The sequence below is a fragment of the Bradyrhizobium monzae genome, assembly GCF_021458635.1.
In the GTDB taxonomy this organism is placed as follows: domain Bacteria; phylum Pseudomonadota; class Alphaproteobacteria; order Rhizobiales; family Xanthobacteraceae; genus Bradyrhizobium.
Genome location: NZ_JAIRDQ010000010.1, coordinates 101663 through 118902, shown reverse-complemented (window position 1 = coordinate 118902; position 17240 = coordinate 101663). Strand labels below are relative to the sequence as shown.

The 17240-nt window shown below is 64.0% G+C and carries 15 protein-coding genes; 11 read left to right on the top strand and 4 right to left on the bottom strand.

Features of this window, described 5'->3' with window-relative positions:
• Positions 1 to 57: 57 nt before the first annotated feature.
• The 4 genes from K3F49_RS29900 to K3F49_RS29885 all read left to right on the top strand — a co-directional run bounded on the left by K3F49_RS29900 (position 58) and on the right by K3F49_RS29885 (position 4536).
• Entirely contained in the window at positions 58 to 1185 is a 1128-nt protein-coding gene (locus tag K3F49_RS29900) for an acyl-CoA dehydrogenase family protein (protein ID WP_234684486.1), read from the top strand.
• 15 nt (positions 1186 to 1200) lie between these two features.
• Entirely contained in the window at positions 1201 to 2445 is a 1245-nt protein-coding gene (locus K3F49_RS29895; protein WP_234684485.1) for an acyl-CoA dehydrogenase, read from the top strand.
• 9 nt (positions 2446 to 2454) lie between these two features.
• Complete coding sequence (locus K3F49_RS29890) at positions 2455 to 3699, top strand: acyl-CoA dehydrogenase (RefSeq protein WP_234684484.1); 1245 nt, start codon at positions 2455 to 2457, stop codon at positions 3697 to 3699.
• Positions 3700 to 3837: 138 nt separating this feature from the next.
• Positions 3838 to 4536, top strand: coding sequence for a nitroreductase (locus tag K3F49_RS29885; RefSeq protein ID WP_234684483.1), 699 nt, complete (start codon positions 3838 to 3840; stop codon positions 4534 to 4536).
• A gap of 93 nt (positions 4537 to 4629) precedes the next feature.
• On the opposite strand, the gene K3F49_RS29880 is transcribed toward K3F49_RS29885, so the two are convergent.
• Positions 4630 to 5178, bottom strand: a complete 549-nt coding sequence (locus K3F49_RS29880) for a sigma-70 family RNA polymerase sigma factor (RefSeq protein WP_084292346.1) — start codon at positions 5176 to 5178, stop codon at positions 4630 to 4632.
• A complete protein-coding gene (locus K3F49_RS29875) occupies positions 5178 to 5408 on the bottom strand; it encodes a NepR family anti-sigma factor (RefSeq protein ID WP_200471650.1) in 231 nt (76 codons plus the stop codon). Before K3F49_RS29875 ends, K3F49_RS29880 begins: the two co-directional genes overlap by 1 nt.
• Before the next feature lie 217 nt (positions 5409 to 5625).
• Between K3F49_RS29875 and K3F49_RS29870 the strand changes: the two genes are divergently transcribed.
• The 4 genes from K3F49_RS29870 (at position 5626) to htpG (ending at position 9883) form a co-directional block, all read left to right on the top strand.
• Positions 5626 to 6432, top strand: a complete 807-nt coding sequence (locus K3F49_RS29870) for a response regulator (RefSeq protein WP_234684482.1) — start codon at positions 5626 to 5628, stop codon at positions 6430 to 6432.
• A 137-nt stretch (positions 6433 to 6569) separates the two neighbouring features.
• On the top strand, positions 6570 to 7184 hold the full coding sequence (locus K3F49_RS29865; RefSeq protein WP_234684481.1) for a nuclear transport factor 2 family protein: 615 nt from the start codon (positions 6570 to 6572) through the stop codon (positions 7182 to 7184).
• A gap of 268 nt (positions 7185 to 7452) precedes the next feature.
• Positions 7453 to 7884 carry a hypothetical protein gene (locus tag K3F49_RS29860; protein WP_234684480.1) on the top strand — a complete coding sequence of 144 codons (432 nt, stop codon included), beginning with the start codon at positions 7453 to 7455 and terminating at the stop codon, positions 7882 to 7884.
• A 124-nt stretch (positions 7885 to 8008) separates the two neighbouring features.
• Entirely contained in the window at positions 8009 to 9883 is a 1875-nt protein-coding gene (gene htpG / locus K3F49_RS29855) for a molecular chaperone HtpG (RefSeq protein ID WP_234684479.1), read from the top strand.
• 12 nt (positions 9884 to 9895) lie between these two features.
• Here the strand turns inward: htpG and K3F49_RS29850 are convergent, their stop codons facing one another.
• Entirely contained in the window at positions 9896 to 13030 is a 3135-nt protein-coding gene (locus tag K3F49_RS29850; protein ID WP_234684478.1) for a multidrug efflux RND transporter permease subunit, read from the bottom strand.
• Positions 13031 to 13455: 425 nt separating this feature from the next.
• Between K3F49_RS29850 and K3F49_RS29845 the strand changes: the two genes are divergently transcribed.
• Both K3F49_RS29845 and K3F49_RS29840 read left to right on the top strand, forming a co-directional pair.
• Positions 13456 to 13734, top strand: a complete 279-nt coding sequence (locus K3F49_RS29845) for a DUF3551 domain-containing protein (RefSeq protein ID WP_234684477.1) — start codon at positions 13456 to 13458, stop codon at positions 13732 to 13734.
• Positions 13735 to 13768: 34 nt separating this feature from the next.
• Positions 13769 to 14041, top strand: a complete 273-nt coding sequence (locus K3F49_RS29840; RefSeq protein WP_234684476.1) for a DUF3551 domain-containing protein — start codon at positions 13769 to 13771, stop codon at positions 14039 to 14041.
• A 56-nt stretch (positions 14042 to 14097) separates the two neighbouring features.
• Here K3F49_RS29840 and K3F49_RS29835 read toward each other — a convergent pair whose 3' ends face one another.
• The gene (locus K3F49_RS29835) at positions 14098 to 15078 is read right to left on the bottom strand and encodes a Bug family tripartite tricarboxylate transporter substrate binding protein (RefSeq protein ID WP_234684475.1); all 981 of its coding nucleotides are present in this window, start codon (positions 15076 to 15078) and stop codon (positions 14098 to 14100) included.
• 226 nt (positions 15079 to 15304) lie between these two features.
• Here K3F49_RS29835 and K3F49_RS29830 point away from each other — a divergent pair, with 226 nt between their 5' ends.
• Complete coding sequence (locus K3F49_RS29830; protein ID WP_234684474.1) at positions 15305 to 17119, top strand: long-chain-acyl-CoA synthetase; 1815 nt, start codon at positions 15305 to 15307, stop codon at positions 17117 to 17119.
• Positions 17120 to 17240 lie beyond the last annotated feature (121 nt).

The following is a 17240-nucleotide window of genomic DNA, read 5'->3' as shown; positions in this document are numbered from 1 at the left end:
GCGACTTCGTTGCGCCCCGGAATGACGGTCTCAATGACGAATAAAAGGTAAGCCGCCATGAACTTTGATTTCTCCGACGACCAGAAACAGCTTCGCGACCAGGCGCGCAAATTTCTCACTGAGAAGTGCTCGCCCAAGGCGGTGCGCATCGTGCTCGACGGCAAGGCTCCTTACGACAAGGAGCTCTGGAAGGGCCTCGCCGAAATGGGCTTTCTCGGCGTCGCGATCCCCGAAGAGTTTGGCGGCGCGGGCGCCGGTCATCTCGAGCTTTGCGTCATCGCGGAGGAGATGGGCCGGGCCAATGCGCCGGTGCCGTTCTCTTCGACGGTGTATCTTGCTGCCGAAGCGCTGCTGATCGCCGGCAGCGACGCGCAGAAGAAGAAGTGGCTGCCCACGATCGCGTCGGGTGAGGCGATCGGCACGCTGGCGCTGTTCGAGGGCAAGGGCAATCCGGCGCCGAAGAACGTCAGGCTGACGGCCGCGAACGGCGTGCTCAATGGCGTCAAAAGGCCCGTGGCCGATGGTGCGATTGCCGACTTCGCGGTGGTCGCCGCGCGGACGGGATCGAGCGGGCGCGATGGCGACATCTCGCTGTTCCTGGTCGATCTCAAGGGCGGCGGCGTCGAGGTGAAAAGCCTCACCAATCTCGATCCGACCCGTGGGCAGGCCGAGATCTCCTTTAGGGATTGCAAGGCCGAGCCGCTCGGCGGTGCCGGCGAAGGCTGGAGCATTTTGTGTCAAGTGCTCGACCGCGCCGCGGTGCTCTGCGCGTTCGAACAGGTCGGTGGCTCCGACCGCGCGCTGGAGATGGGCCGCGACTACGCGCTCGACCGCATTGCCTTCGGCCGCCAGATCGGCTCGTTTCAGGCGGTCAAGCACATGCTCGCCGACATGTACGTCTCGGCGACGCTGGCGCGCTCCAACAGCTATTACGGCGCCTGGGCGCTCTCGACCAACGCGGCCGAGCTGCCGGAAGCGGCCGCCGCTGCGCGCATCAGTGCGACACAGGCGTTCCAGCACTGTGCCAAGAACAACATCCAGGTTCACGGCGGCATGGGTTTCACCTGGGAGTTCGACTGCCACATGTACTACCGCCGCGCCAATGCGATGGCGCTCGGGCTCGGCAGCCTGTCCTATTGGGAGGACCAGCTGATCGACCGCATGCGCAAGAAGAACGCGGCGTAAGCGAAGGACACGAATATGAACTTCGACGACACCCCGCAGGAAGCCGAATTCCGCGCTACCGCCCGCGCCTGGATCGGCGCCAACGCGCCCGGGCAATACGAGGACGAGCTGCGCAAATCCTCGCTGGGCCGCACTGTGCTCAAGAGCGCCAACATTCTCGAAGTCGCAAAGGCCTGGCAGAAGAAGAAGGCCGATGCCGGCTGGGCCTGCCTGCACTGGCCGAAGGAATATGGCGGCCGCGGTTCGACGCCGATCGAACGCGTGATCTGGCAGCAGGAAGAGGGGCCGTTCGGCCAGCTGTCCCGCATGTTCATCATCGGCCATGGCATGTGCGGGCCGACCATGATGGCGTTCGCGCGCGAAGAGCACAAGCGCAGCTATCTGCCGCCGCTCGCTTCCGGCGAGAAGATCTGGTGCCAGCTGTTCTCCGAGCCTGCTGGCGGCTCCGACGTCGCGGGTCTGCGCACGCGTGCCGAAAGGGACGGCGACGACTGGGTCATCAACGGCCAGAAAATCTGGACCTCGGGCGCGCATTATTCTGACTACGGCATCCTTTTGACCCGTACCGATCCGACCGTGCCCAAGCACAAGGGCCTCACCATGTTCTTCCTGGACATGAAGAGCCCCGGTGTCGAGGTACGGCCGATCAAGCAGGCGAGCGGCGCGTCCGACTTCAACGAGGTCTATTTCACCAATGTGCGCATTCCCGATCATCAGCGCCTCGGCGAGGTCGGCGACGGCTGGAACGTCTCGCTGACCACGCTGATGAACGAGCGCAGCGCGATCGGTGCCGCCGTCTCGACCGGCTTCCCCGAGCTGTTCGAATATTGCTCCAGCCTGATGCTCGATGACGGTCCGGCGATCGAGGATCGCGCGGTGCGCTCGAAGCTTGCCAATTGGGCGGTGAAGGCGAGCGGGCTGAAATACACCAGCATGCGCGCGATCTCCTCGCTGTCGAAGGGCGAGCGTCCGGGGCCTGAAAATTCCATCGGCAAGCTGGTGGCGGGTTCGATGATCCAGGACGTCGCGACCTACGCGCTGGACTTGCAGGGGGCGAGCGGCGTGGTCAGCGGCGAGGATGCCGAACTCGCCGGCCGTTTCCAGGCGATGCTGCTGCGTGCGCCAGGTACCCGCGTCGAAGGCGGCACCGACGAGATCATGCGCAACATCATCGCCGAGCGGGTCTTGGGCCTGCCCGGCGACATTCGTGTCGACAAGGACGTGCCGTTCAGCAAGATCCCGACCAAGGGAAGAGGGTAGAGGTCCGCCATGAATTTCGACGATACCCCGCAGGAAGCCGCATTCCGCGAGACCGCGCGCAAATGGGTCGCCGCGAACGCACCTAAGGAGTTCGAGCAGGAGCTGTCAAAGTCTTCGCTCGGCCGCATCCGGCTGGCGAAGCACGACATGGTCGAGGTCGGCAAGGCCTGGCAGAAGAAGAAGGCCGAGGGCGGCTGGGCCTGCCTGCACTGGCCGAAGGAATATGGCGGCCGCGGCGCCACGCCAATCGAGCGCGTGATCTGGCAACAGGAAGAGGGCGTCTACGGCAAGCTGACGCAGCCGTTCCAGATCGGCGAGGGCATGTGCGGCCCGACCGTGATGGCCTGGGGTAGCGAAGATGCCAAGCGTCGTTATCTGCCGAAGCTCGCCGCGGGTGAAGAGATCTGGTGCCAGCTGTTCTCCGAGCCGTCGGCCGGCTCCGACGTCGCGGGTCTGCGCACGCGGGCGGAGAAGAAGGGCGACAATTGGGTCGTCAACGGCCAGAAGATCTGGACCTCGGGCGCGCATTATTCCGACTACGGCCTGTTGATCGCGCGCACCGATCCGAATGTGCCCAAGCACAAGGGCCTCACCATGTTCTTCCTGGACATGAAGAGCGCCGGTGTCGAGGTGCGGCCGATCAAGCAGGCCAACGGCATGCAGGAGTTCAACGAGGTCTATTTCACCGACGTCGTGATTCCGGACAGCCAGCGGCTCGGCGCCATCGGCGAGGGGTGGAGCGTCTCTCTGACCACGTTGATGAACGAGCGCATGTCGATCGGTTCGCGGCTCGCGACCGGCGTGCCCGAGCTGTTCGAGTTCTGCTCGAACCTGATGCTGGAGGACGGGCTCGCGATCGACGATCCTGCCGTACGCTCCAAGCTCGCGAGCTGGGCGGTGAAGTCGAGCGGGCTGAAATACACCAGCTACCGGGCGATCTCGGCGCTGTCGAAGGGCGAGCGGCCGGGACCGGAAAATTCCATCGGCAAGCTGGTGTCGGGCATGATGCTCCAGGACATCGCAACTTATGCGATGGACCTCCAGGGAGCAGCCGGTGTTCTCACAGGCAGCGACGAGGAGACGGTGCACGGCCAATTCCAGCAGATGCTGTTGTCCTCGCCTTCGATGCGCATCGCCGGCGGCACTGACGAGATTTTGCGCAACATCATCGCCGAGCGGGTACTGGGATTGCCGGGCGATATCCGTGTCGACAAGGATGTGCCGTATAACAAGATCCCGACCAAGGGGCGGTGATGTGGCCCCCCGCTGTATCTCTCAAGGGTGGGCAAAGCGAAGCGTGCCCACCATATGCAGATGCGCCGGGGTAAGTCTGTCGGTGGGCACGGCGCTATGCGCCTTTGCCCACCCTACGAGAACAACGCGAGCTGATCCATGGATGCACAAGTCAAACAGAACCGCCGCATCGGCGTGCTCGAAGAGCTCCTCAACGAGCGCTATTCGGTCCGCGCCTTCTTGGAGAAGGACGTCGATCGCGCGACCATCGAGCATGTGCTGACCACGGCGCAGCGCACCGCGTCCTGGTGCAACAGCCAGCCCTGGCAGGTCATTATCGCCAGCGGCGAGGCCAAGGAGCGCTTTCGGCAGGTGATCTACAAGGAGGCTTCCGGCGGTCTCGGCGACGATTATGATTTCACGCCGCCCCGTGAATATGCCGGCGTCTATCTCGAACGCCGCCGCGAGAGCGGCTTTCAGCTCTACAACACGCTCGGCATCGCCCGCGGCGACAAGATGGCCTACGCAAAACAAGCGCTGGAGAATTACAATTTCTTCGGTGCGCCGCATGTGGCGATCATTCATACCAACGAGCCACTCGGCATTTATGGCGCGATCGATTGCGGGGCTTATGTCAGCAATTTCATGCTCGCGGCGCAGGCGCTCGGGCTCGGCACGATTCCGCAGGCGGCACTTGCGCGCCATTCCGGTCTGATCCGCCGCCACTTCAACCTGCCCGACGATCGCCGTGTCGTGTGCGGCATCTCGTTCGGCTATGCCGACAACGCGCACAAGGTCAACAGCTACCGCACCTCGCGAGCAACTGTCGCCGACACGGTGACGTTCGTCGCGAAGTGATCGTCTGGCGATCGGCTAGCTAGATCCACGCGTGCGAAGACGGCCGCGCAAACGGCCGCCTTCTCTGGCTGTCGCCTTTGGTCGATTGACGCGCTATCCGCCGCTGCCGCCGATTACAGCGCGCACGGTCTCGTCGGGTCCGAAGTCCTCGGCGCCGTCGACATAGAGCAGTGCGGCGAGCTTCGAGCGCGCGCGGTTGACGCGGCTCTTGATGGTGCCGACCGCACAGCCGCAGATCGAGGCTGCATCCTCATAGGAGAAGCCGGAGGCGCCGACCAGGATCAAGGCTTCGCGCTGGTCCTGCGGAAGCTTCTCGAGCGCGCCGCGAAACTCCTCGAATTCGAGGTGGGCGTTCTGCGAGGGCTGCGTCTTCAGCGTCTTGGCATAGTTGCCCTCGGCATCCTCCACCTCCCGCCGCCGCTTGCGATAGTCGGAGCGGAACAGGTTGCGCAGGATCGTGAACAGCCATGCCGGCAGGTTGGAGCCGGGCTGGAACGAGTCGATGTTGGCGAGTGCGCGCAACAGCGTTTCTTGCACCAGATCGTCGGCGCGGTCCGCATTGCCGCTGAGCGAGATCGCGAACGCGCGAAGGCTCGGCACGGCCGCGAGGATGTCATCACGCAGGGAGTTCGTGAGAGGCATTAATCCCTCCCATTGTTGTCGTTGGAGCCCCCAGCCCCATTCTCGTTCTGGGATCCTCCCGGCGCATCAAGCTTTTTGATGAGCTCCGCGAACCGGTCCGGAACCCCCTGCCGCACGACGTCGTCGTACATGGCGCGCAGTTGATGCCCGATCCGGGATTGGATCTCCGGAGTGAGGCCTCCCTTGCCGGGGGTCGTGCTTTTGCTGGCTTGAGACTTGAGATCTTTCATGACCTGTTCCACGTTTCCCCGAGTTAAGTGACTGCAAAATCGAGAAGTTTCTCAACCGGGAGCCGTTCCCTGGATGGGTTCAATTCCAGGTTCGACAAAAAGTTCCCAGGCCGTGGGAACTTTTCTTGTCCTGAAGCGTAATCAGCCCAGTAGGGGAACCCGGGTCTCCCCTGACAGTTCCTTATTTTTGAGTTGGCCCGAAATGAATGGAGTGGGGATGTCCCGTTCACAGCTTGTTGCTGAGCACTTGCCGTTGTTGCGCCGGTATGCGCGCGCCCTGACGGGCAGCCAGGCCTCCGGTGACGCCTATGTCGCAGCCATGTTGGAAGCCATGCTGGGGGATCCGTCGGTGCTCGACGAGAGCCACGGGCCGCGTGCCGGCCTGTTCCGGCTGTTTACCCAGATCTGGAATTCGGTCTCGGTCAATGACGATGCCGAGGTGGCGACGCTGCCGATGCCGCCGGAGCGGCGGCTGTCCAACATCACGCCGCTGCCGCGGCAGGCCTTCCTGCTGCTCTCGCTCGAAGGATTTTCGGAAGAAGAAGTCGCCTATGTTCTCGCGACCGATGTCGCCGAGACGCGGCGGCTGGCCGATGCCGCCGGCCGCGAGATGGCGGCCGAGATCGCCACCGACGTCCTGATTATCGAGGACGAGACCTTCATCGCCATGGACCTCGAGAGCCTGGTGAAGAATCTCGGCCACAATGTCGTCGGCGTCGCGCGCACCCATGCCGATGCGGTGGCGCTGGCGAAGAACAAGCGGCCGGGCCTCATCCTCGCCGACATCCAGCTCGCCGACGGCTCGTCGGGCCTGGATGCCGTCAACGAGCTGCTCCGCACCTTCGAGGTGCCCGTGGTCTTCATCACCGCCTATCCGGAGCGCTTCCTCACCGGCGAGCGTCCCGAGCCGGCCTTCCTGATCTCGAAGCCGTTCCAGCCTGCGATGGTGTCGGCGGTGGCGAGCCAGGCGCTGTTCTTCCAGCGCAACTCGCGCAACCGCGCGCCGAAGGCGCCGGCGGCGTAAGCCTCGGGCGGTCTGGCGCTAAGCGAAGTCATCTGATCCGGCGTGCTGCAAGGCACGCCGGATTTTTCGTGCCCGCTTGACGAGCATCGAATTCGCCGCTCATACCTCGCGCATCGCCCCGAACTGGAGACGTGCCCATGGACCAGCAACTCCTCGATCGCCTCGCCATCCGCGACCTCGTCGAGAACTGGGCGGTGTGGCGTGACGCCGGCGACTGGGAGCGCTTTGCGACCGTCTGGCACGACGAGGGCTGGATGTCCGCCACCTGGTTTCAGGGGCCGGCGCGGGATTTCATGCGCGTCAGCCAGGAGGGGTTTGCCAAGGGCGTGCGCATCCTGCATTTCCTCGGCGGCAGCAGCATCGATCTTTCGGGCGAGCGGGCCATCGCGCAGACCAAGATGACGATCTCGCAGCGGGCCCTGGTGCACGACGTGCTCTGCGACGTCGTCTGCACCGGGCGCTTCTACGATTTCCTGGAGAAGCGGCAAGACCAATCAGGTATTGGCAAATGGGGCATCGTCCGCCGTCAGCCGATCTACGAGAAGGACCGGATCGACCCGGTCGATCCCGCCGCGACGCTCCGCCTCGACCAGCAGGCGCTCGCCGCGCTGCCGGAAGGCTACCGTCACCTCGCCTACATGCAGGAGCTGATCGGCTACAAGGTCAAGCGCGACATGCCGGGCCTGATCGGCCCCGAGGTCGAGAAGCTCTACGGAGAGGGACGGGACTGGCTCGCGGGGAAGGCCAAATAGTCTGCCGGCAAACGTGAACCGCAGACAAAAGTAAGGCGCGACTGGCATCACCACAGTCGCGCCCTACGTCGCCGGCTTATGGGGCAGGGGGGAATAGCCGGCTGTTGAGACGACTCCCGGGCGCGGGAGTCGTTCCAGGTGACCTGCAAAATTTTTCGCAGGGACCCTGTCGTTTCCGCACACGGTTAAGTGATCTTAACCTCTGGGAAACTCCGGTGCTCCCCTCGCGTTGTTCCCGCGATCGCCATGGGGCGAGGGACCGACAGCCATGCTGCATATTCAGAAGGTATTTTTTGGTGCCGTCGCCATAGCGGCGACGCTTGGTGCCGTTCAGGTTGGCGCCGTTCAACTGGCCTCCGGCCACGATCTGGCGTCCCGATGGGAGGCGCTCGCCGACCAGCCGGGCCAAACCTCGGGCCGCAACCTCGCAACTCATGAAGTCAATCGCACCAGCAAGTCCGACCGGCTCGCTGAGCCGAAGCCGGCGCCGGCTCCCACCCGGACCGTCTCGATGCGGCTGAACGATCTGGCCGACACGTCCGTGCTGCTCCGGGTCCCCGCAGTCATCGAGACCGGCAACGCCAAGCCGGCTCCCACGATGCTGAGGCCGGGTCGTAAGCCGACGATCGCGTGCGAGCCGATGGTCAGCTCCCTGACCGAGGTCGCCAAGCTGCTGCAGCCCGGCCGCTGCGTGACCTGATCCGCCTCGCCTTTTCTGCAAATTCGCTCTCCCCCGGGGAGGGCGATTTTGTGCGTGGACTTGATCCCCAATCCCATCGCGTTATATCCCGGCTTTCTCCGCTTCTGATTGACCGGGTAAACGCATGACGACGTCCGATACCGCCACGCACACGCAGCCTTTCCAGGCCGAGGTTTCCGAGCTGCTGCACCTGATGGTGCACTCCGTCTATTCGGAGACCGACATCTTCCTGCGCGAGCTGGTGTCCAACGCCTCGGATGCCTGCGACAAGTTGCGCTATGAGGCGATCGCCAATCCGGCCCTGCTGGGAGAGGGCGACGCGCTCAAGATCCGGATCATCCCGAACAAAACGGCAGGGACGCTGACGATCGCCGACAACGGCATCGGCATGGAGCGGCAGGAGCTGATCGACCATCTCGGCACCATTGCCCGCTCCGGCACCAAGGCCTTCGTGTCGAAGCTGAAAGAGGCCAAGGACGGCCTCGGCCTGATCGGCCAGTTCGGCGTCGGCTTCTATTCCGCCTTCATGGTTGCCGAGCGGATCGTCGTCGTCAGCCGCCGGGCCGGCGAGAGCGACGTCTGGACCTGGACGTCGTCAGGAGGCTCCGGCTTCGAGATCGCACGCGCCAGCGACGAGGAGGCGGCCCGCGTGGCGCGCGGCACCGAGATCGTCCTGCACCTGAAGGACGATGCGAAGAAATATCTCGAGACCTACGAGATCGAGCGCATTATCAGCGCCTACTCGGACAACATCCTTTTCCCGATCGAGCTCGTGCCGGACGAGGGAGAGCCGCGCCAGATCAATTCGGCGAGCGCGCTGTGGCAGCGTTCGAAATCCGAGCTCTCGACGGAAGACTACAAGAAGGCCTATCAGCAGATCGCATCCGCTTTCGACGACCCCGCGATGACGCTGCACTACCGCGCCGAGGGCCGCTATTCCTACGCCGTGCTGCTGTTCGCGCCGTCGACGAAGCCGTTCGATCTGTTCGAGCCGAACCGCAAGGGCCGCGTCAAGCTTTACGTCCGCCGCGTCTTCATCACCGACGATGCCGATCTCTTGCCGGGCTATCTCCGCTTCGTCCGCGGCGTCGTCGACAGCGAGGATCTCCCGCTCAACATCTCGCGCGAGATGCTCCAGAACAATCCGCAGCTGACGCAGATCCGCAAAGCCGTGGCGACCCGCGTCGTCAACGAGCTCGAAAGCCTCGCCGAAAAGGATGCGGAGAATTTCGCGAAGATCTGGGACGCCTTCGGTGCGGTGCTGAAAGAGGGCATCTACGAGGATTTCGAGCGCCGCGAGAAGCTGCTCGCGCTGTCGCGCTTCACCACCACGACCGGCGAGAAGCGCGCGCTCAAGGACGTCGTTGCCGATTTCAAGCCGAACCAGACCGAGATCTATTATCTCGTCGGCGACAGCATCGAGCGGCTGAAGTCTAGTCCGCGGCTGGAAGCTGCGACTGCGCGCGGCATCGAGGTGCTGCTGCTGTCCGATCCAGTCGACGCATTCTGGACCTCGATGCCGACGGATTTCGAGGGCAAGCCGCTGAAGTCGCTGAGCCAGGGCGATCTCAATCTCGACCTGATCCCGCGTGTCGACGAAAAGGACGAGGCGAAGAAGGACGAACCCGAGGCGGATGAAGCCGCCACCATCGCGGTGATCAAGGCCGCGCTTGGCGAGCGCGTCAGCGACGTCAAGGCCTCGACCCGCCTGACCAGCTCCGCCTCCTGCCTCGTCGCCGACAGCCAGGGTCCGAGCCGCGAGCTCGAGCGCATCCTGGCCCAGCAGAACCGCGGCATGCGCACCAAGCCGATCCTCGAGATCAACCTGCGCCACCCCATGGTCACGGCGATCACCAGGGCCCAGGCCGGCTCGAAGACGGTCGACGATCTCAGCCTGCTTCTGCTCGAACAGGCACAGATTCTGGATGGCGAGCTGCCGGAAGATCCGGCCGCGTTTGCGGCAAGGCTGAACCGGCTGGTGTTGCAGGGGCTGGGCTGACGCGAGCCCGGTCTACTCCGCCGCATCTTTTTGCTCTTCGCTCTCTTCCTCGGCCACGGGCTTCCTCTCCGTCCAGCGTGACAGCGTGTTGGAGAAGCGGTCGAGGTAGAGATAGACGACCGGCGTCGTGAACAAGGTCAGCGCCTGGCTGACCAGGAGGCCGCCAACCATGGCGTAGCCGAGCGGTTGGCGGATCTCGGCACCGGTGCCAGTGCCGAGCATCAGCGGAACGCCGCCGAGCAGCGCTGCCATCGTCGTCATCATGATCGGCCGGAAGCGCAGCAGTGCGGCCTGGCGGATCGATTGCTCCGGCGTCAGATGCTGCTCGCGCTCGGCCGCGATGGCGAAGTCCACCATCATGATGCCGTTCTTCTTGACGATACCGATCAAGAGGATGACCCCGATCAGGGCGATCAGGCTGAAATCGAAGCCGAAGATCATCAGGATCGCGATTGCACCGACGCCGGCCGACGGCAGCGTCGACAGGATGGTCAGCGGATGGATGTAGCTCTCGTAGAGCACCCCCAGCACCAGATAGACCACGACGAGTGCGGCGAGGATCAGCAGCGGCACGGTTCCGAGCGATTGCTGGAACGCCTGCGCGGTCCCCTGGAAGCTCATCGACAGCGTCGGCGGCGCACCCGTCTCGCTGACTGCGCGCATCACGGCGGCGGTCGCCTGTCCCAGCGCAACGCCTTCGGCGAGGTTGAAGCTGATCGTCACCGCCGGAAACTGGCTCTGATGCGCGATCGCGAGCGGCCGCACCGGCTCGCTATTCCATCTGCAGATGACCGAGAGCGGGACCTGGTCGCCGGTCAGCGGCGATTTGATGTAGAGCTTGTCGAGCGTGTCGAGTTTGCCTTGCAGCGCCGGCGTGATCTCGAGCACGACATGATAGCTGTTGGTCTGCGTGAAATATTGCGCCACCTGGCGCTGGCCGAAGGCGTCATAGAGCGTGTCGTCGATCAGCTGCGGCTGGATGCCATAGCGCGCGGCGGTGTCGCGATTGATCGTGAGTTGCACTGTCGTGCCCTCGGTCTGCTGGTCGGTGGCGACGTCGCGAAGCTCCGGCAGGCCTTTCATTTCCGTCAGGATCTTGGGCGCCCACCCGTTCAATTCGGGAAGATTGGCGTCCTGCAGCGTGAACTCGAACTGGGTGCGGGTGGCGCGGCCGCCGAGCCGCACGTCTTGCGAAGCCTGCATATAGAGGCGGGCGCCCTCGACCTTGGCGAGCTTCGGCCGCAGCCGGACGATGATCTGTTGCGCATTGGCGTCGCGCTCTCCGATCGGCTTCAGTGTGACGTACATGCGCCCCGAATTCAGAGCTGTACCGCCTCCGCCGATGAACATCGCGATGGAATCGACGGCAGGGTCGGCCTGTACGATGGCGTTGAGCTCCTCCTGCCGCCGCTTCATCTCGGCGAAGGAGATATCCTGGGGCATTTCCGACACGGCGGTGAGGAATCCATTGTCCTGCTGCGGGAAGAAGCCTTTTGGGATCAGGATGAACAGCAGCGCCGACAGCGCGACGGTCGCGAAGAAAACGCAGAGCGTGATGAGGCTATGCCGTAGCGCGAGGTCGAGCCCGCGTTCATAGGCGCCGAGCAGACGCTCGAATAGCCGCTCGCTCCATTGGTAGAAGCGGCCGCTGCGGGCTTCGTGGTCCGAGCGGAGGAAACGCGAGGCCATCATCGGCGTCAGGGTCAGTGACACCACGAGGGAGACGAAGATCGCCATTGATAGCGTCACTGCAAATTCGCGGAATAACCGGCCGATGATGCCGCCCATCAGCAGCAGCGGGATCAGCACGGCGACCAGCGATATGCTGATGGAGACGATGGTGAAGCCTATCTCGGCCGCGCCCTTATAGGCGGCGGCGACCGGGTTCTCGCCCCGCTCGACATAGCGCGTGATGTTCTCCAGCATCACGATGGCGTCGTCGACCACGAAGCCGACCGCGATGGTCAGTGCCATCAGCGAGAGATTGTCCAGCGAGTAGCCGAACACCCACATCAGCGAGCAGGCCCCGAGCAGGGCCAGCGGCACGGTGATGCTCGGGATGATCGTGGCCCAGAAACTGCGCAGGAAGATGAAGATCACCATCACCACCAGCACGATGGTGATCATGAGCGTGATCTGCACGTCGTCGACCGCGGCGCGGATGGTGATGGTACGGTCGCTGATGGTCTTGATGCTGATCGCGGGCGGGATCGCTGCGATCAGCCGCGGCAGCTTCTCCTTGATGCGGTTGACCGTCTCGATGACGTTGGCGCCTGGCTGCTTGAAAATGACGAGGAACACGCCGCGTTTGCCGTCGGCCCAGGCCGCGGTCTTCATGTCCTCCGGTCCTGACACCGCTTCGCCGATGTCGCGGATCCGCAAAGGCGCCCCGTTACGATAGGCGACAATCACGTCCTGCCACTGCGTGGCCTCGAGCAGCTGGTCGTTGGCGTAGACAGTGTAGGCGCGCCGGGTGCCGTCGATGTTTCCCTTCGGGCTATCCGTGGTCGCGATCGCGATCTGGCTGCGCACGTCCTCCAGAGACAGTCCCTTGGCGACCAGCTTGGCCGGATCGACCTGGATACGCACCGAGGGCTTCTGTTGCCCGCCGACGAACACCTGGGCGACACCGGGGATCTGGCTGATCTGCTGCGCAAGCTGGGCGTCGGTACGGTCGCTGACGGTGGTCAGGGGCAGCGTGTCGGAAGTCGCCGACAGGATCATGATCGGCGAGTCCGCCGGGTTAACCTTCCGATAGGTCGGCGGCGAGGGCAGGTTCTTCGGCAATTGGCCGCCCGCCGCGTTGATTGCGGCCTGCACGTCGTTGGCGGCGGCATCGATCAGGCGATTGAGATCGAACTGGATGGTGATCGACGCCGAGCCGAGTGAACTCGTCGACGTCATCTGCGTGATGCCGGGGATCTGCGCGAGCTGGCGCTCGAGCGGCTGCGCCACGGAGGAGGCCATGGTTTCGGGACTGCCGCCCGGAAGCGACGCGGAAACCTGGATGGTCGGAAAGTCGACCTGCGGCAGTGGCGCTACCGGCAGCAGGGGGTAGGCCACGAGGCCCACGAACAGAATGCCCGCCATCAGCAGCGAGGTGCCGATTGGATAGCGGATGAACGGAGACGAGATGCTCTCTTGCATGCCCTAAGCCCGTAGACCGGCCAGCGCATCTTCTCCCCGCGCATGGCGGAGTCGCGCTCGAGAGCCCGAGCGCGAATGTGCGTTTCCTTCAGCCCATATGTTTGTTGATTGCCCCGGAACGTCATCGGTCCGGGGCCGGCGTTGTGACCGAAAGACTAGTCCGTTCGCTCAGGCCTGCGAACGGTTTCCTGCACCGATGGTGTGCGACCTTTGTCGAAGGATGGTGTCGCGAGATATGCGTCCAATGCAGGCCGGCGACAGCGCGCCTTCGCGGTTTCGGATTGTTACGGCGCTGTGTCGCACCGTTTTTGGTGCGTGTCACAAGCGGGAGAGGTATAAACAGGAACGATCGCTTCTTCCGCGCTGTTGTGCCATATCGAAATGGCATAACGCCTGCCGTTGTTACCGATTCGAGGAAATGTCCGATGCGCCTCTCCCTCCTGACCCTCACCGCGATTGCCACGCTGTTCGCCGCGGCAGATGCCAGCGCCCAGACCTATGATCCGCGCTACCCGGTGTGCATGCACGTTTACGCGGGCGGCGGCAGGAGCGGGGGCGGCGGCAGCTGGTTCGACTGCTCCTTCACGTCGCTGGAGCAGTGCCGCGCCACCGCGTCCGGTCTCGCTGCAAGCTGCGACCTCAACCCCTATTATGCCTTCAACGAGCCGCCGCCCCCGCGCCGGCGTCACAGGAACGTGAACTGACAAGCTCTGGATGCGACGTCCGGCGGACATCTTGGTGCGCTGCTCATTCGCCATGATCGTCACCGCCGGTGCCTTGCTGGCGGCCGCGCCGTTGCATGCGCAGACCTTCGATCCCAATTATCCCGTCTGCAGGCATGTCTATTCCGGCGAGAGTGATGGTGGCGGCGAGCAGCGGTATGATTGCTCCTACACGTCGCTGCCGCAATGTCGTGCGACTGCTTCCGGACAGGCCGCGACCTGCGAGCTGAATCCGTATTACCCGGTCAACGTGCCGCCGCCGCGCTCGCGGCTCAGAAGCAGCAGCTAGCGTCGGGTGATCATTTGTGAGGGGGATCGATCGATCCCCTTCGCAGAAGCCGTAAGCTATTCCTTCTTCATCCCCGACAGCTCCACCACCTTGCGCCAGCGTTCGGTCTCGGCGGTGAGCATGCCGCCGAACTCGCCGGCATTGCCGTGCAGCGGGATCGCGCCGAGCTCGGCGATGCGCGCCTTGATCTCGGCGTCGAATAACGCCGTGTCGACCTCGCGATTGAGCAGGTCCACGATCTCGCGCGGCGTCTCGTGGGGAGCACCGACGCCGTAGAACGAGGACGTCTCGTAGCCGGGCAGCGTGTCGGCGATCGGTGGCACGTCAGGCAAAATCTCCGAGCGTTCGCGCGTGGTGATTCCGAGCGCGCGCAGCTTGCCGGCGCGCACTAGCTCGAACGACGAGGTGACGTTGTCGAACATGCCCTGGATCTGGCCGCTCATCACGTCGGTCAGGCCCGGTGCGGAACCGCGATAGGGCACGTGGGTAAACTGGACGCCGGCCATCGACTTGAACAGCCCGCCGGAGAGATGCAGCGACGTGCCGATGCCGGACGAGGCGATCGACATCTTGCCGGGATTGGCTTTGGCGTAGGCGATGAAGTCGGCGACGCTCGTCACCGGCAGATCGTTGTTGACGACCAGCACCAGCGGAATCCGCGCGACGCCGGCGACGGGCGCGATACCCTTGGCGAAATCGTATGGCAGCGCCGGATCGAACGAGGCGTTGATCGCGTTCGCGGTCGAGGTCAGCAGCAGCGTGTAGCCATCTGGCGCGGACGTGATCACCGCCTGCGTTCCGATATTGCTGCCGGCGCCGGGTTTGTTCTCGACGACGAAGGTTTGCCCGAGCCGGTCGGACAGGCGCTGGCAGATCAACCGCGACAGCACGTCCGTGGCGCCGCCCGGTGCATAAGGCACCACCCATTTCACGCTGCGCGACGGATAAGTCGGGTTGCCGATCGCAAAGGAGCGCGGCGCGATGAGTGTGGCCGCGGCGAAGGTGGCGGTCTGAAGGAAATTTCGCCTGGTGATCATCGTGGCCTCCAGTTCATCTCGCGCGGCGAGGGGGCGCGCTCACAGCGCGCCCGAATGACTGGATTTGCTATCGCAAGAATTGCACCGGGTCGCACGACGTTCCCGTCGGCTTGTTAAAGGATGATCGCAGTTAATCGAGAGCTAACCGAGTTTTACCTTGTCTCTTAACACCTGGGCAGGGTGCGCGAGCTAAGCTTAAGGAAACAAGCAGATACCGCCCGAAAGAATGAACGGCATGACCACCGGCGTCATCGAGCAAACCAAGCCCGCGCGCGCGCCTTCGGCATCAAAGATCTGGCTGAAGGCGATCGAGCTGACTGCGCGGATCGAGACGCTGCCGGGCCGCCTGTTCGCCGACGTCGTCGACGATCGGGCACGCCGCCAGCCCGACCGCGTCGCGCTGGTCACGGACGATGCGACACTCGACTACGATGGCCTGTCTCGGCGGATCAATCGCTATGCGCGCTGGGCGCGCTCGGTCGGCGTCGCCAAAGGGGACACCGTCGGCCTGATCATGCCGAACGGCATCGATTATGTCGCGGCCTGGGTCGGCATCAGCCGCGTCGGCGGCGTGGTGGCGCTGATCAATACCAAGCTTGTCGGGCAGTCTCTCGCGCATTGCATCGATGTCGCGAAGCCCTCACATATCGTCGTCGCGCACGATCTCTCGGCGACGCTGCAGAGCGCAACGCCGCATCTGAAGACCGACGCCAAGATATGGACCCATGGCGATGCCCGCAGCGAGCGTGCGATTGATGTTGCGCTCGCCGTGCTCGACGACGGGACGCTGTCGCCGGAGGAGCGCGGCGACGTCACCATCGATGACCGCGCCCTGTTGATCTACACCTCCGGCACCACCGGCCTGCCGAAGGCCGCCAGCATCAGCCATCGCCGCATTCTCAACTGGGGCTTCTGGTTCGCCGGCCTCACTGGCGCGACGCCGCAGGATCGGCTCTATGATTGCCTGCCGCTATTCCACTCGGTCGGCGGCATCGTCGCGCCGTGCAGCATGCTCGCCGCCGGCGGCTCGGTGGTGATCGCGGAGAAGTTTTCGGCCTCGAATTTCTGGCCCGACATCGTGCGGCACGACTGCACGCTGTTCCAGTATATCGGCGAACTCTGCCGTTATCTGCTCAAGGCGCCGCCGTCGGAGTACGAAAACCGCCACCGCCTGCGGCTGGCCTGCGGCAATGGCCTGCGCGGCGATATCTGGGAGGATTTCCAGGGCCGTTTCGCCATTCCCCGCATTCTTGAATTCTATGCCGCGACGGAAGGCAATTTCTCGCTGTTCAACGTCGAGGGCCAGCCGGGCGCCATCGGCCGCATCCCGCCGCTGCTTGCACATCGCTTTCCAGCAGGCCTCGTCAAGCTCGACCCCGACACCGGCGCGCCGCTGCGCAATGACGAGGGCTTTTGTATCGCCTGCGCGCGCGGTGAGGCGGGCGAGGCCATCGGCCGTATCGGCAAGGCAGACGAGGGCGGTGGCCGCTTCGAGGGCTATACCGATGCCGGCGAGACCGAGAAGAAGATTCTTCGCGACGTCTTCGCCAGGGGAGATGCCTGGTTCCGCACCGGCGATCTGATGCGGCTCGACGACAAGGGCTTCTTCCATTTCGTCGATCGCATCGGCGATACCTTCCGCTGGAAGGGCGAGAATGTCGCGACCTCCGAGGTCAATGACGCCGTGCGCGACTTCACCGGGGTGGTCGACGCCACAACCTATGGCGTCAGCATTCCCGGCGCCGACGGCCGCGCCGGCATGAGCGCGATCGTCGCGAACGAAGGCTTTGATATCGCCGCATTGTCCGCGCATCTCGCGCAGCGCCTGCCGGTCTATGCCCGCCCTGTCTTCATCCGCCTCTCGCGGGAGCTCGATGCGACCGAGACATTCAAGCAGAAAAAGGGGGAATTGGCGCGTGAGGGGTTTGATCCCGGCGCGGTCGCCGAGCCGCTGTTCATGCTCGACCCGAGATCGGGCGCCTATGTCGCATTCGGCTTCGACACCTATGCGCACGTCGTGGACGGCACGATCCGGTTGTAGCCGCATCAAAATCCGAAGATAGGTCCAATTTTATCTGAATTGTCCAAGAGGCCATTTACTTCTGTCGGGTAAACACGCGGTCATGGGAGGCGGTCATCAAGAGCCGCCGCAAGACATACGA

What these genes read in the sequence shown, in the direction of transcription:
- K3F49_RS29900 (WP_234684486.1), top strand. Translation starts at nt 58, where the DNA reads ATGAACTTTGATTTCTCCGACGACCAGAAACAGCTTCGCGACCAGGCG.
- K3F49_RS29895 (WP_234684485.1), top strand. Translation starts at nt 1,201, where the DNA reads ATGAACTTCGACGACACCCCGCAGGAAGCCGAATTCCGCGCTACCGCC.
- K3F49_RS29890 (WP_234684484.1), top strand. Translation starts at nt 2,455, where the DNA reads ATGAATTTCGACGATACCCCGCAGGAAGCCGCATTCCGCGAGACCGCG.
- K3F49_RS29885 (WP_234684483.1), top strand. Translation starts at nt 3,838, where the DNA reads ATGGATGCACAAGTCAAACAGAACCGCCGCATCGGCGTGCTCGAAGAG.
- K3F49_RS29880 (WP_084292346.1), bottom strand. Translation starts at nt 5,178, where the DNA reads ATGCCTCTCACGAACTCCCTGCGTGATGACATCCTCGCGGCCGTGCCG.
- K3F49_RS29875 (WP_200471650.1), bottom strand. Translation starts at nt 5,408, where the DNA reads ATGAAAGATCTCAAGTCTCAAGCCAGCAAAAGCACGACCCCCGGCAAG.
- K3F49_RS29870 (WP_234684482.1), top strand. Translation starts at nt 5,626, where the DNA reads ATGTCCCGTTCACAGCTTGTTGCTGAGCACTTGCCGTTGTTGCGCCGG.
- K3F49_RS29865 (WP_234684481.1), top strand. Translation starts at nt 6,570, where the DNA reads ATGGACCAGCAACTCCTCGATCGCCTCGCCATCCGCGACCTCGTCGAG.
- K3F49_RS29860 (WP_234684480.1), top strand. Translation starts at nt 7,453, where the DNA reads ATGCTGCATATTCAGAAGGTATTTTTTGGTGCCGTCGCCATAGCGGCG.
- htpG (WP_234684479.1), top strand. Translation starts at nt 8,009, where the DNA reads ATGACGACGTCCGATACCGCCACGCACACGCAGCCTTTCCAGGCCGAG.
- K3F49_RS29850 (WP_234684478.1), bottom strand. Translation starts at nt 13,030, where the DNA reads ATGCAAGAGAGCATCTCGTCTCCGTTCATCCGCTATCCAATCGGCACC.
- K3F49_RS29845 (WP_234684477.1), top strand. Translation starts at nt 13,456, where the DNA reads ATGCGCCTCTCCCTCCTGACCCTCACCGCGATTGCCACGCTGTTCGCC.
- K3F49_RS29835 (WP_234684475.1), bottom strand. Translation starts at nt 15,078, where the DNA reads ATGATCACCAGGCGAAATTTCCTTCAGACCGCCACCTTCGCCGCGGCC.
- K3F49_RS29830 (WP_234684474.1), top strand. Translation starts at nt 15,305, where the DNA reads ATGAACGGCATGACCACCGGCGTCATCGAGCAAACCAAGCCCGCGCGC.